A 13,441-nucleotide genomic window follows, 5' to 3' on the forward strand; every position below is an offset into this window, starting at 1 on the left:
AGGAGGCCGCGCTTGACCGCGAGAAGAAAAGCTCTTTCGTTGATCCTGATTTTCCTGGCCGTGATCGCTCTCTGCGGCTGTACAGTTGAAATATATGATCTTCAGCCGGTTCTTCCGACTGTCCTGACGCCGACGCCCTTCCGGACCGCGACCCCGGTCTCGCGGCAGGCGCTTCCGCTCCTTGACGCGCTGGCGACGAGTACCCCGCCGATTCATCTTGCGCCAACGCCGGTAACGGCCCAGACCGCGGTCGATATTCTTGACGTCCGCATGATCGACGGCGGGATTGGCTGGGCAATCGCCCATCTCCCGAACGGAATCGGCAAGCTAATTGTCCGGACCGTCGACGGCGGGGAGACCTGGGAAAACGTAACGCCGCCGGAGCTGATTTACGATAACCTCGGACGGAACCTCGAACCCGCCGCTTACTTCATCGACGCGAATCAGGCGTTTATCCTTTACTGGGAGACCGATCGCTGGACGCCCGAACGCGGCGTACAGGTCTACCGGACGCGCGACGCGGGGGCGAGCTGGACCCCGTTTGACCTTCCGATCGAAGGGTACACGCTCCAACAATTCAGCGACGTCAAAATCCGTTTTCTGACGCCGCAGTTCGGCTGGATTTTCGCGACGCTGAGCCGGACCTCCGATCTTCAATTCGTCGGGCTGTACACGACCGTCAACGGCGGCGACAGCTGGAACATGATGATTTCCTCCGATTCAACCAACATGCCGCCGAAAGGAATTAAAAATGGCGCGGTTTTCCGAAACGCCGCCGAAGGCTGGATCAGCGGAACGAATCCGAGCGACTCGCCGGGAACGATGCTGTATCAGACGAAAGACGGGGGGAACAGGTGGGCGGCGGTACCGCTTCCCGACCCGGTCGGGGACGGCGTTCCGTCCGACCTGTTCACCAGCGGGATGTATTCCTGCGAGATGTCCGTTCCGGTTTTTGTCGATATTCTTTATCAGTACGCCTGGTCGCGGGTCGCCTGCCGCGGGGGATCGATCGACGGCCAGATCGCTTTTGTGTACTGGACATACGACAGCGGCGCGACCTGGCTTTCCTATAAACTCCCGGCCGCAGTCGGTCACCTGACCTTTTACGGGATTTATCAGGGCTGGTACTCCGTTCCGAACGACGGCGAAGATCCGTCGTTCCCGTTCAAAATCCTGACGACGCAGGACGGCGGCTCAACCTGGATGACGATCGCCAATACCGCGTGGGACAGCAGGCTTCAATTTATCACGCCGGCGATCGGGTTCGGGATCGTCGATTTTCAGGGGCGCGCTGCGTTCGTCAAGTCGACAGACGGCGGTTATAACTGGGTCCAGTCGTTCCCGATGCTGAATCCGGATTAAATAGGGAAGATCCGCACAGCCTCCGGCTCTCCGTTGGCGCTTCGCTGCTTCTCCACTGATGTACCTTAAGAATTCCGAAAGGCCGGTCAGCAGATCCAGTAATAATTCGTCCATCCGATCCAGAGCAGCGTCTGGATCACGGCCAGCGCGGCGCAGAGCCAGCGGAACGCTTCTTCATTACGGATCCGCAGCGACGCGAAAATCGCCGCTGGGAAAACGACGAGCGTATACCGCGTCATCGAATACATCAGCCCTGACGCGCCATACGCCAGCATCAAGCCGGTCGCGTAAACGGCGTATGCGCGGAGCGTCTTCTCCCGCCAGATCGCCCATGCGCTGATCGTCAGGTACGCGAGGAACGCCGCCCGATCGAGGATCGCGAGCTGCGGCGACGGATCGCGCAGCGCGTCGATCGACTCGCGAAGAATCCCGATCGGGCTGACCGTCCCGCGCGCCCAGGCTTTCTGAGCCATGAAGAAGGCGAAAAAATTCCCGGTCTTCAGGTAAAGCGTGAAAAAATGCGCCGCGATCGCCAGCGGGACGAGAAGGAACCACGTCCAGCGCCAGCCCAGTCTCCGAAAATCCCACTCGCGCCGCGACATGTAAATCCAGGCCGGAACAAGAACGATCACGAATCCGTTCGCCCGCGTCAGCGCCGCCAGCGCCGCGAAAACCGCCGACAGCGCCCATCGGTCCCGTTCCGCCGCGACGCAGACGCACAGGCTCAGGAAGAAAAATAAACTTTCCGTGTAGAACGCGGAAAAAATATACGCCGCCGGAAGACAGACCGTCAGCAGCGCCGTCCGTCCGGCGACGGCTTCCTCGCCGGTCAGGCGCAGCGTCAATGCATACAGCAGCACAATCGACGCAAAGAAGCAGAGATTCGAAATCGCCAACCCCGCCGTCAGCAGCAGAGCGGGCGATTGAACCGAAGACGGGAGCCAGACCGTCAGCAGCCTGACCAGATCTGGATAGAGCGGAAAAAACGCCATGTTCGAGTAGGCGTTCCCCAGCGATTCTCCCGCGCTGTAGCCGCCGCCGGCGATCGATAAATACCAGGACGAATCCCAGCGGCACCACATGTCGATCAGCCAGCGCGGGGTGAACTGAAATCCCTGATCGATATAGCGCTGGTACGTCGGGTTTTTCGGATAATAATTCGCGATCCAGCCCGCCAGGATCAGGAGCAGCCGCGATCCCAGCGCCAGCGTCAGCAGCCGCCGGACCGTCCGTCCATGATCCTTTGCCCATGCGATATAACGGCCCCGCCCTCCATAAGGCGTCGTCGAATCGCAACGTTCCTCCGTCATTTCTTCCTCCGTCATGCTCATCAGTTTTTCCATTGTACCAAAGCGCGCGAACGCATGCGGTTGGCTATAATAAAGGAAATTCAACGGAATCCGATTGGAGATCATTTTTTTGAAACCGATGACCCTTTTTTTTGACCTGGGGAACACGCTTTTGTACAGTCTGGACCCCGGCGATGAGAATATCAAAATTGCCTGCGTCCATGCCGCCGCCGCGTTCGCCGAGCTCGGATACCTGATCCGGCCGAACGATCTCGCCGCCGCCCATTATCACAACCTGACCCGATATTACGCGATCCGGGACGGGGACCATATCGAGCATAGCGCCGAGCAGATTTTCATACAGACGCTTGAAGAGTTCGGGTTCACGGATTTACCAGCGAAGGATATTCATGCCGCGATCCAGGCTTTCTACGCGTATACGCAATCCAACTGGTATCTTATCGACGGCGTACCCGAGCTTCTCGGGAAGCTTCGCCAGAAGGGGCATACGCTCGGGCTGATTTCGAACGCCAGCTCGATTCAGGATGTCCTGACGCAGCTCCAGTCGCATCGGCTCAGCGATTTTTTTACGTCGGTCAATATCTCGGCCGCGATCGGATTCAGAAAACCGCGCCGGGAGATTTTCGAGGCCGCGCTGAAAAACGCCGGGGTCGAAGCCGGGGACACCGTCATGATCGGAGATACGTTTATCGCCGATATTCTCGGCGCGAAACGGATGGGGATGCGGGCTGTTTGGGCGACGCGGTACGCGAAAACCGATCAGGTTATCCTTCCCGACGTTCACGCGGATTTCCTGCTGGACGATATTACGTTATTAGAAGAAGTTCTTGACCTGATGATCCGCTAAATCAGGGGCGGCTGGCAGCGGGGGCAGAAATGCGTTCCGCGCTGACCGACGACGATCCGCTCGATTTCAGCCCCGCAGCGCGGACAGGATTCGCCTTTTTTACCATAGACGCTGAAATAATTCTGAAAATCGCCGCCGCGATAGACCCAATCGAAACTGGCGCCGTTCCGGCGGATCCCTTCGGAAAGCGTGTCCTGAATCGCGCGCCGGAGCGCCTCAATCCGTTCGATCCCCAGCCCGGCAACGCGGTTCGCCGGCGTTTGTGGATGAATCCCCGCGCGAAAAAGCGCTTCGTCCGTATAAATATTGCCCAATCCCGCGATAAACCCCTGATCGAGGAGAAGCGATTTAACCGGCCGCGCGCTTTTCGTGAACCCGACGCGCAGGTAGTCCGCCGTCAGCGCCCCTGAAAGCGGTTCGACGCCCAGCTTCGCGAGAATCGTTTCCGGACCCTGCGTCAGCCAGATCCGCCCGAATTTCCGCGGGTCACGGAAAACGAGGCGCTCGCCGTCGACGAAGGTCAGCGAAAAACGGTCATGCCTCCCGATCGCGCCGGTCGCCGGAACGGTCCGCAAATCGCCGCTCATGCGCAAATGAATCAGCAGGAAACGGTCGTCGATCCGCAGCATCAGGTATTTTCCGCGGCGGGTCACTTCCGCGACCGATTTCCCCACGAACCATGCGGTAAAATCGCCGGCGTCCTGCGCCGCGAGCGTCTTTTCCCAATACAGCGAAGCAAATAAAATCGGACGGTTCAGGATCGGCGACCCTGTCATCCCGCCCGAGGTTAAGGACTTTACGAAGGTTTCAACTTCCGGTAATTCCGGCATCGGCCGTTTTTTCTGACTGCGCTTTATTCGTTGAACATGCTCCCGACGGAGACGCCACGGTTGGCCCGCGAAATAACTTCGCCCAGCAGGTAGGACATGGTCAGAACCTGGAGCCGGTTACCGAAAAACGCTCTCTTCTCGTCCGGAATCGCGACGGTATCGGTCGTGATAAAGCGCTTGACGTCGAGCGCGCCTAACCGTTCGGCCGCGTTCCCCGACAGGATCGGATGAACAAAGTTGACGTAAACGTCGCGCGCGCCTAATTTTCTGACCAGCTCGATCGCGTTGCACATCGAACCGCCGGTATCGATTTCGTCGTCCGCGAGGATAACGTCATGACCATTGACCTCGCCGATAATCGAAAGCGCTTCCGTGCCGTCGTTATTGCCGATCCGGCGTTTTTCGATAAAGGCCAGCGGCGTATGCAGCCGTTCAGCAAAGTTCCTCGCCCGCTTCGCGAAGCCCAGATCGGTCGAGACGACGACCGGATCCTTCATCGTCTTCATCATCGATTTCAGGTTCTCGACCATCTTATGATAAGCGGTCAGCGCGTCTCCGGGGATTCCGAAGAAGCCCTGAATCTGTCCGGCGTGAAGATCGACGCACATGTACCGGTCGGCGCCCGCGACTTCGATCATGTCGGTCACCAGCCGAGCCGTAATCGGGATCCGCGGCTGATCCTTTTTATCCGACCGCGCGTAGCAGAGATACGGGATCACGGCGGTAATCCGCGCCGCCGAATCGAGGCGCAGCGCCTGAATCAGCATCAACAGCTCCATCAGGTTGCGATGGACCGGGGCAGAGGTCGTCTGAATCGCGTAGCAGTCCTGCCCTCGGACGCTGCAGCCCAGCTGAACGAAAAGGTTCTCGTTTTTAAATTCTTTTATCGTCACCGGACAAAGCTTTGTATTCAAATAAGAGGCGATCCCCTGCGATAAACCCTGGTTGGACGTTCCACTGAATAACTTAATATCCCCGTACATCAGGTCATGTCGTGTCATAAGCATGCGTTTCTCCCCAAACTCCGCAGGATTCTTGATTTCCCCACTCAATCATCCGTTTTGTGCTTAGAAGAACATTATAGCACCCGGAAACTGGATGATCGTTTCGGACCGGACAAATCGTTATTTCTATAAGGAGATTGTCAGCATATGTAGATTGCAGGACCGCTTACGAATATGGTAGTTTTGACAATTTACAAACTTACATTGACAGCGTTTTGCCTGATTTTTCAGATCACATCTATTGCAATTCTCTGGTAAAATAGATATATACGTTTCCGACTTTTTCGAACCTGCAGGAAAGGTCGGAGAAAATTCAATTTTTTTACAACTATATTTATATAATAATGGAGGCATTTATGGCGTATTGCAAGAATTGTGGTCAGGCAATTGATGATAAGGCAGTTATATGTCCAAAATGTGGCGTGCAACAGCAAACAATTGTCGCCTCAGATGATACAGGCAGCTTCGGATGGGGTCTTCTTGGTTTTTGTTTGCCAGTCGTAGGGCTGATTCTTTTCCTCGTTTGGAAAGACTCGCGGCCAAAAAATTCGAAAATTGCAGGAAAAGGAGCTTTGATTTCTGTAATTGTTCTGATAGTTGTATATATTGCTATGATCGCGCTCGGCATTGGTTTTGCTGGTCTTTCCAACCTGTAGTTTTATTCGAATCAACGTTAAACGTTGATGCTTTTGAAGCGGCTGTTCTATATTTTTGTAAATTTTTCGTATCGATGGCTGCCAGTTTTTTTCAGCTGCCATCAGCGGAAAGATCGTTCTTTTTATTATAGAGGTTTTCAATTTCCAATCTGCGCGCGCTGCACGGGTATTCTATTTGGCTTCCTTTTGAGTCCAATTTTAGCTATGTCCTTTGCGCCGCCAGTATGGATGTATGTTCTGTTGTTATTGCCGCTATTGATTGATGGGATGATCCAAAAATTTTCTGTTTACGAAAGCAACAATCCAACACGGCTGATTACCGGAATCTTTTTTGGGATTGCTTGTGCTGGATTGTTGCTTTTATTTTTAGTTCATGGATTTACGCAGGGATATCAAATCGGGAAGAAGCTGCAAGGCTGACAGAACTACAGTATAAACGCATCACTTACCTTCTCTTCCTCTCCCGGCACGATCCGCAGCCTGAAGCGGAATCGGCAGTCGTCCTCGAACCACATCGGGAAATTCGTACCCCAGACATTATTATGCAGGTTGAACGACACGCCTTCTCCCAGATCCGGCTCATCATTCGTAAAATCCAGCAGCGACGGCGCGCCGGGCGCGACAAGCGGCGCGTCCAACGTCTCAATCTCAATCCGCTTCCGCCCATCCGAACAGGCGACGCCGGCGCCCACCGCATGCAAATGACGGTTCCCGTTTTCGACAACATCCAGCGGCGAAATCCAGCTTCCCAATTTCTCGAAAGCCCAGTCAGCCTCCCCCGACCCCGCCGGGTTCACCTGGAACCAGGTTGCCTCGGGTAAGCGGCAGGCCTGCTTCCCGAACCACTGAACTTCAGCGTCGATCGTGCCGCCCGGTTCGGGGAACGTCCAGCGGAGCGAAAACTCGCGCGGGCAGCCGTACGCTTCAACAGCCTTCGGATCGCCTTCCAGAAGAAAGAGAACTTCGCGCCCGCGGCGCCAGGCCGACTTCACGACCGGCCGCCAGAAGCGCGATTCCGCGCCCGCCCGTTCGATCCCCGGCTTCCCGAAATCGTCGCCTGACCAGCTTTTAACCCGCTCGGACGGCAGGATGTATTGATCGAGGAACCGCTCATAATCGCCGGCAGAGAACGTCTGGTACCGGAGCGCTCCGATAAGATGATCCCCATCGGCAACAACCGCGCCGCTTTCTTTCATCGCATATCCCAAAATCGCGCCGGATTCCGGATCAAAGCGGACCGCCGCTCCGCCCAGGCTGAGTTCATGCCCCGGATCGAACGATTCCCAGTCCGTCAGGTCAGCCTTTCGCGGACGAATCGCCGCTAATTCCCGCTTCGCTTCGTCATAGTATGGCGTCCCGGCTAACGCGCTGACCGCCGCCGGGATATAAGCGCGCTGCTCCGCCCAGGAAGCCTCAAATTTACGGAACTTCTCGCCAGATCGCGCCGCCTGAAACGACGCTGCGGCGTAATGGTCATAGTCGGCTAAGAACGTTTTCTCGTCCAATCCCCATGTATGCTCCGGGATCATCATCAGCCCACGTTCGAAACGATCGATCGAGTCGAGCTCATCCGCCTTCGCGTTTGCCCGCCAGGTCTTCCGAAGCCGAAGCAGGGCGCGGTACTCTGCGACTTTCAACGGATCGGTCCCAACGCCATGAATCCAGCTGTCGCCGATTTCCTGCGTAACGACCGGGAGCGATTCCCGAAACGGGATGAGCGCCCCGGCGAACCGGTCCAGCGTCGAGGCCGAAGCGTCCGCGTTCGGGAACGCTTTTCGCACGTTCGCATAAATCTCCGCAACGCCGCGCTCGTCCGGCGGCCCAAAGTTATCGGAAGAATGCCCAAAGCAGAGCGCTTCCTTTCCGTCCGGCGTCGGGAACGCGTTCCCATATCCGCTTTCGTAAAGCAGGATTACCTCGGCCCCTTCGGGCGAACGCCAGCGGAAAAGCGGAGGCACGGACGGAACCGTCGATCCCGGATTCACGCCGATCTGGAGGAACTGGATCCCGAATTCCGCGAGAAGCGGAAGAATCCCGCGCGTATGCCCCGGGACGTCGGTAAATTTCGCCGCGATCGTTCGCTGTCCGAACCGCTCGTCCAATCGGCGGGAGAGCGATAAACCGGTCCGGAATAAATCCGCGTCCATCAATTCGGAATGCGTCGTGAACGGGAGCCCGTGCCACGCAATATCGCCGGCAAGGATCCCGTTTTCCATCTCCTTCCGGGCTTTCGCGTCCGCATTTTCAAGATATTCGAATATCAACCAGGATCCCGTCGTCCAGATAAAACGGTTCGGCGAATCCGTTTCCCGGCTCCGCCGCGCTAAAGCCAGCGCGTTCGGAATGAATCGATCAAAATACTGTTTCCGGATCGACGCGGCCATATCCGTAAAGCCGACGTCGAGATGCGTTTTGAAAATAATATGAATTCTCTGCGCCATATTTTTCCTTTTTTTGCCGTCTGATTCATGTATAATGAAATTATATTCCCGGAGGACTGGAATGAGTAAAAACCGCCTGGCGTCATTCAATTATGCTGTCGGAATGTTCGGGACATCGATCCCGATCAACATGCTGAAAACGTACGCGACGATTTATTATGTCGGACGAATGGGCCTGAGCTTCCGCGACTGGTCCTCGATTCTCCTGATTTACACGTTTATCGACGCAATCGATAATCCGATTTACGGGATCCTTTCCGATCGAACGCGAACGCGCTGGGGGCGGCGTCGTCCCTGGCTGGTGATCGCCGCGCCGCTGCTCGCGCTCTGCCTGATCGCCTTTTTTTCGCTCCCGCCGGGAACGCAGGGTCAGGAGATGTTCCTGTACGCGCTTCTTTTTTACGTCCTGACCGGGACGATCGATTCCGTGATCAACGCAAATTACGGGGCGCTGTTTCCCGAACTGTTCCAGTCGGACGCTTCAAGAGCGGCGACGAACGCCATGCGTCAGGCGTTCCAGCTCGTCGCGATGATTATTTCGATCGCGCTGACCCCGATGATCACCGCGCGGATCGGATTCCAGAATACGGCGCTGATCTACGGGATCGTCGGCGCGGCCGTCATCCTCTATATGGCGCTGACGGCGCGCGAAAACACCGCCGGAACGACGGAAGAAGAAAAACCAAACGTCCTGAAAAGCTTCGCCGACCTCTTCAAAAACCGGAAATTCTGGCTGACCGGATTGGCGAACGCCTTCTACAGCGCGGCGATGGCGCTCGTTTTGGCTTCGCTGCCCTTCTTCGTAACGTATACGCTAAACCTCGACGATTCACAGTCAACCATTCTTTTCGCCTCCGTCCTGATCGTCGCGATCGTCAGCGTCGCGCTCTGGGCGCGGCTCGTCAGGCGCTTCGGCCTCGTTCCGACCTGGCGCGCGGCGCTCGGCTTTTTAACCGTCGCCTATATTCCGCTTTACTTCGCGAATTCAATTCGGACCGCGGCGATCGCGAGCGCGCTCGTCGGCTTCGGGTTCGCGGGCGTCATTACGACGATGGACCTGATCGGTGCGAAGGTCATGGACGAGGATCAGGCGCGTCATCGCGTTCGCCGCGAAGGAATTATCTCAAACGCATTAGGCTTCATGAACCGGCTGAACGGACTTTTTACCAGCGCCGCATTCCTGATCGTTTTTTACCTGTTTGGGTTTGAAAGCGGACTGAACCCGGGAGAACGTCCGGACGTCGCGTCGCGGGTTCTTCTGACCGTTTTCCCGGCGTTCTTAATGGCGATCAGTTTTGCGTTTTCGTTCACGGTCGATTTCCCATCCGGCGCTCCGTCCGAACCGGTCGTCGACATAATTTCAGATTCTGAGGAGGAACCGTCCCATGGCAATCATTCGCATCGATCATAAACCCGAATCCCTCGGCGTCATTACGCCGCTGCAGCTGATCATACCCGAGCCCGGCGACATGCGCGGCGTTCCGGTTCGCGACCGGAAAGTCCTCTTCCTGCTGCATGGGCTCAGCGAAGACGCGGGCGCCTGGCAGCGGTACACGATGATCGAGGTTTTCGCCCAGGAGCGCGGCCTGATCGTCGTCATGCCCTCCGGCGCGCGCAGCTTCTATATCGACCGCCGCGACGGCCAGAAATATTTTACCTACCTGACCGAAGAGCTCCCGACCTATCTTTCCGCCGTTTTCGGGATCGAGGCGAAGCGCGAACGAACGCTGATCGCCGGAAGCTCGATGGGCGGGTATGGCGCGTTCAAAGCCGCGCTGACCTGTCCGGAACGGTACGCCGCTGCCTGCAGCTTATCCGGCGTCCTCTCGGCGGGCATTCTTCAAGGGCTGTCGGCTGACCCGCGCCGCGCCGAGTTCGAGCTCTTATTCGGCGGACTGGAGAGGCTCGCCGGCGGGGAGCATGATCCGCTCGTCTGGCTCAGGAACGCGGCCGAAAAACGGAACGCCGGCGAAACGACGCTGCCGGAGCTTACCGTCTGCTGCGGGAAACAGGATGAGCTGTATCCGCTGAGCCTGGCTTTTCGGGAAGCCTGCGCCAGGCTGGACGTTCCGCTGACGTATCATGAAAGCGACGGCGCGCATGACTGGCGTTACTGGAACCGCGAAATCGAATGGTTCCTGAAGACCGCGCTGGACGGATCGCATGACTGAGCCGGAAAACAGGATGGAAATTCCGCTCCGGATCGATCCGGAGCGGGCTGGAACGTATTTTACTCTCCCGTTCCAGGTTCCTGACGAAGTTGAACGGATGACGATCGAGTACCGTTATCCGCGGCACGTTTTCGAAACACAGCCGCTCCCGAACGGCGCTTTCGTCTCGCGGGCGGAACGGAATATTATCGACATCGGCCTGATCGGTCCGGACGGACGGCAGCGCGGCGCGTCAGGCTCCGATAAAGCGTCCTTCTCGATCAGCGAGACCGAGGCGACGCCCGGGTACCGCGCCTGCGCGCTCGTTCCCGGAGAATGGCGCGTGCTGGTCGGGGCGTACCGCGTCCAGCCGGAAGGCGTCGACGTCACCTACACGATCCGCTTCGAGTTAAAAAAACGGCGGCTATTCCTCGGCGATCTGCACGCGCATACGCTGGCTTCCGACGGGGTTCATACCGCCGCCGAATTAGCGATCAAGGCGAAGCGGGCCGGGCTCGATTTCGTCGCGATCACGGATCATAACCAGACCGTCGGCCGCGACGAATTGGCAGCGGTCGGGGCGAGCGGCGTGACGCTGATTCCCGGGGTGGAATGGACCCATTATGCCGGCCACGCGAATTTCCTCGGCACGGAACGGGACTTCGAAATCGGGTTTGCGGTCAACGACAAAGACGAAATTCAAGCTCGTTTCCGCGCTGCGAAAGACGCCGGACTGACGGTCGGGATCAACCATCCGTTCGACGAAGGCGTCCCGTTCCAGCTCGACCAGAACGCGCTCCCTTATGACTATCTCGAAGTCTGGAACGGGCCGATGCGGACGTCAAACCTGCGCGCGATTGCGGCATGGAACCGGCTTCTTCTCGCCGGGAAACGGATCCCGGGCTGGGGCGGAAGCGATTATCATCGCGATACCCCGTTCAGCTTTCTCGGCGGACCGACGGCCGGCGTCTACGCCGGGTCGCGCGGCGTTGAAGACCTCCTGTCAGCGATCCGGGCCGGATCGGGTTTTATCACGTTCGAACCCTCCGGACCGACGATCGATCTCAGCGCCGGCGACGTAAAAATCGGCGGCTGCGTTTCGTCTCGGGAAACGCGCTCGGTTCACCTTTCGGTCGATCGCCTGAAAACGGGCGACACGCTGAGGATCCTGACGCCGGCGGGAGAAATGGAAGCGCTGACCGCCGGGAGCGCCGGATCGGCGGAAATCGATTTTCCGATCGACGCGCCCGGTTTCGTGCGCGCCGAAATCTATCGGGCGCTGATCCCCGGGCTGCCGCCGCTTCCGGTCCTGGTCTCGAATCCGATCTGGGTTACCTGAGGCGATGAGAAGCCGGTTGGGAATCGCGGCCTGCCTCTTTTTTGGTTTGCGCTGGATGTCAACTACGGCGTGATTTTAAGCCGGAGAGCGGGACGGACGGCGTCGCTGTCGAAGCTGACGCTGCCGCCAATGAGGCGGAGCGAGCCATCGGCGAAGACTCCCGCTGCGTTCATACGATAGTCCCCCGGCGAACGAAGCCACCACCACACGGTGCCCAGGCCGCTGTTTACGCACGCATGCTTCGCGATCGCGTACTCCGTCGGAAAGGCCCGCCGGTCCTCGTCATTCGTAAAAAGATGCTCTGCCTCTCCGATACTTAGCAGGAACACATGATCCTCCGTATCCTCCCCGCCTTTCGTCCCGTACGTCGGATGATCCGCGTTCTCCACCTTCGTCAGCGCAACCAGCCCCTTTTCCGCCTCGTTAAACGCCGTATTGTAAAATTCTCCGTTCAGCCATTCCCGCAGCGTGCATTCCGCCCACGTTACGCTCACCCATTCCTTGTTGTATGCTCTCACGTCCAGCGCGTCCTCGCTGACGATCAGCGCGCTCCCGCCGCTCACCTCCAGCACCCGCCACTCGATCGGCTCCGGTCCGTTCGCTTCGTAATTATCCTGCTCGTACGATCCGAACGTGAAATGGTCCCCAGCCCGCAAAGCTGACAGGTCTCCTGAACTTGAGCCAAGCCGGATGACCGGGCGGATCATCTTATCCGTATCCGTCCCCACCGTCCCGTATTCGTCAGCCTCCCCCGTCTCATTCATATACGCCGCACGGGCCGCGTCGAATCCGGCCGTTCGGAGCCACCAGCTCCCGTTTCCCGTCCCATGGGTCGCCGCCCCATGCGCTTTCGCGTAAGCGCTCGGCTCCGTCCGCCGATCGTTATCATCCAATAAATAGGTCTCCGCCTCTTCCAGGCTCAGCAGGAAAACCTTGTCCTTAGCCACACCCCCGCCCGACGTCCCGTAGGCCGGGTTATCGGCGGTGGTCAAAGGTTCCTTTTTTATTAAAACCTGCTCTTCCCGTGTAAACGCCGTTCGGAAGAATTCGCCGTTGAGCCACTGCCGAATCGTGCTTTCCTTCCATGTGACCCACCGATACGAATCGTTGTACGGCTTCGTATCCAGCCCGTATACGCTTATCAGCAGTGGGTTCCCGTCACTCACGTCCAGCACCCGCCATTCGATCAGCTCCGTTCCGTTCGCTTCGTTATTGTCCTGTTCATATGACCCGAACTCGATCATATCGCCCACCTGTAAGCCCGCGTATGGGTTCTGCGCTTTAGCCTGCGCTGTTTCAGCAGCTGCGATCTGCGGGACGGCCTGTCCCGTTTCCACGGCGGCATCCGCCTGCGTCGCCAGCCTCGGCCGGATTCCGATCGCCCCCATGATCATCGCCAGTACCGCCAGCGCCCTGATCAGCCATTCCCTCTTACGTTTCGCCATCTTTCCGCTCCGTTCGCTGTAAACCTGTTGAATAGGAATGCACCCGGAACCTCCGGG

At 57.8% G+C, this 13,441-nt stretch carries 12 protein-coding genes; 7 read left to right on the top strand and 5 right to left on the bottom strand.

Annotation, left to right across the window (positions count from 1 at the left end; all coding sequences use genetic code 11):
- Window positions 1-12 precede the first annotated feature (12 nt).
- Window positions 13-1,362, top strand: a complete 1,350-nt coding sequence (locus BEQ56_12015; GenBank protein ID AOH44128.1) for a hypothetical protein — start codon at window positions 13-15, stop codon at window positions 1,360-1,362.
- 86 nt (window positions 1,363-1,448) lie between these two features.
- Here BEQ56_12015 and BEQ56_12020 read toward each other — a convergent pair whose 3' ends face one another.
- Complete coding sequence (locus BEQ56_12020) at window positions 1,449-2,693, bottom strand: hypothetical protein (protein AOH44129.1); 1,245 nt, start codon at window positions 2,691-2,693, stop codon at window positions 1,449-1,451.
- Between the two features lie 73 nt (window positions 2,694-2,766).
- Between BEQ56_12020 and BEQ56_12025 the strand changes: the two genes are divergently transcribed.
- Window positions 2,767-3,519, top strand: a complete 753-nt coding sequence (locus BEQ56_12025) for a hypothetical protein (GenBank protein ID AOH44130.1) — start codon at window positions 2,767-2,769, stop codon at window positions 3,517-3,519.
- Here BEQ56_12025 and BEQ56_12030 read toward each other — a convergent pair.
- Together BEQ56_12030 and BEQ56_12035 are read right to left on the bottom strand one after the other, a co-directional pair.
- The gene (locus tag BEQ56_12030; GenBank protein AOH44131.1) at window positions 3,516-4,349 is read right to left on the bottom strand and encodes a DNA-formamidopyrimidine glycosylase; all 834 of its coding nucleotides are present in this window, start codon (window positions 4,347-4,349) and stop codon (window positions 3,516-3,518) included. The genes BEQ56_12025 and BEQ56_12030 overlap by 4 nt on opposite strands.
- A gap of 23 nt (window positions 4,350-4,372) precedes the next feature.
- Window positions 4,373-5,350 carry a ribose-phosphate pyrophosphokinase gene (locus BEQ56_12035; protein ID AOH44540.1) on the bottom strand — a complete coding sequence of 326 codons (978 nt, stop codon included), beginning with the start codon at window positions 5,348-5,350 and terminating at the stop codon, window positions 4,373-4,375.
- A 359-nt stretch (window positions 5,351-5,709) separates the two neighbouring features.
- Between BEQ56_12035 and BEQ56_12040 the strand changes: the two genes are divergently transcribed.
- Together BEQ56_12040 and BEQ56_12045 are read left to right on the top strand one after the other, a co-directional pair.
- Window positions 5,710-6,009, top strand: coding sequence for a hypothetical protein (locus BEQ56_12040; protein AOH44132.1), 300 nt, complete (start codon window positions 5,710-5,712; stop codon window positions 6,007-6,009).
- A gap of 27 nt (window positions 6,010-6,036) precedes the next feature.
- A complete protein-coding gene (locus tag BEQ56_12045) occupies window positions 6,037-6,429 on the top strand; it encodes a hypothetical protein (protein ID AOH44133.1) in 393 nt (130 codons plus the stop codon).
- A gap of 5 nt (window positions 6,430-6,434) precedes the next feature.
- On the opposite strand, the gene BEQ56_12050 is transcribed toward BEQ56_12045, so the two are convergent.
- A complete protein-coding gene (locus BEQ56_12050; GenBank protein AOH44134.1) occupies window positions 6,435-8,450 on the bottom strand; it encodes a hypothetical protein in 2,016 nt (671 codons plus the stop codon).
- A gap of 61 nt (window positions 8,451-8,511) precedes the next feature.
- Between BEQ56_12050 and BEQ56_12055 the strand changes: the two genes are divergently transcribed.
- The 3 genes from BEQ56_12055 to BEQ56_12065 are packed head-to-tail and all read left to right on the top strand — an operon-like array spanning window position 8,512 to window position 11,939.
- A complete protein-coding gene (locus BEQ56_12055; GenBank protein AOH44135.1) occupies window positions 8,512-9,861 on the top strand; it encodes a hypothetical protein in 1,350 nt (449 codons plus the stop codon).
- Window positions 9,836-10,621, top strand: a complete 786-nt coding sequence (locus BEQ56_12060) for a hypothetical protein (GenBank protein AOH44136.1) — start codon at window positions 9,836-9,838, stop codon at window positions 10,619-10,621. The genes BEQ56_12055 and BEQ56_12060 overlap by 26 nt, the downstream gene beginning before the upstream one ends.
- Window positions 10,614-11,939: a hypothetical protein gene (locus BEQ56_12065; protein ID AOH44137.1), complete on the top strand. Its 1,326-nt coding sequence runs from the start codon at window positions 10,614-10,616 to the stop codon at window positions 11,937-11,939. Before BEQ56_12060 ends, BEQ56_12065 begins: the two co-directional genes overlap by 8 nt.
- A gap of 62 nt (window positions 11,940-12,001) precedes the next feature.
- Here the strand turns inward: BEQ56_12065 and BEQ56_12070 are convergent, their stop codons facing one another.
- Window positions 12,002-13,384, bottom strand: coding sequence for a hypothetical protein (locus BEQ56_12070; GenBank protein ID AOH44138.1), 1,383 nt, complete (start codon window positions 13,382-13,384; stop codon window positions 12,002-12,004).
- Window positions 13,385-13,441 lie beyond the last annotated feature (57 nt).

Source organism: Anaerolineaceae bacterium oral taxon 439 (genome assembly GCA_001717545.1).
Classification (GTDB): Bacteria; Chloroflexota; Anaerolineae; order Anaerolineales; family Anaerolineaceae; genus Flexilinea.

Bases quoted from the DNA above. Each gene is read 5' to 3' on its own strand.
- BEQ56_12035 (AOH44540.1), bottom strand. From the start codon at position 5,350: ATGACACGACATGACCTGATGTACGGGGATATTAAGTTATTCAGTGGA.
- BEQ56_12030 (AOH44131.1), bottom strand. From the start codon at position 4,349: ATGCCGGAATTACCGGAAGTTGAAACCTTCGTAAAGTCCTTAACCTCG.
- BEQ56_12070 (AOH44138.1), bottom strand. From the start codon at position 13,384: ATGGCGAAACGTAAGAGGGAATGGCTGATCAGGGCGCTGGCGGTACTG.
- BEQ56_12060 (AOH44136.1), top strand. From the start codon at position 9,836: ATGGCAATCATTCGCATCGATCATAAACCCGAATCCCTCGGCGTCATT.
- BEQ56_12045 (AOH44133.1), top strand. From the start codon at position 6,037: ATGCTTTTGAAGCGGCTGTTCTATATTTTTGTAAATTTTTCGTATCGA.
- BEQ56_12020 (AOH44129.1), bottom strand. From the start codon at position 2,693: ATGAGCATGACGGAGGAAGAAATGACGGAGGAACGTTGCGATTCGACG.
- BEQ56_12065 (AOH44137.1), top strand. From the start codon at position 10,614: ATGACTGAGCCGGAAAACAGGATGGAAATTCCGCTCCGGATCGATCCG.
- BEQ56_12040 (AOH44132.1), top strand. From the start codon at position 5,710: ATGGCGTATTGCAAGAATTGTGGTCAGGCAATTGATGATAAGGCAGTT.
- BEQ56_12055 (AOH44135.1), top strand. From the start codon at position 8,512: ATGAGTAAAAACCGCCTGGCGTCATTCAATTATGCTGTCGGAATGTTC.
- BEQ56_12050 (AOH44134.1), bottom strand. From the start codon at position 8,450: ATGGCGCAGAGAATTCATATTATTTTCAAAACGCATCTCGACGTCGGC.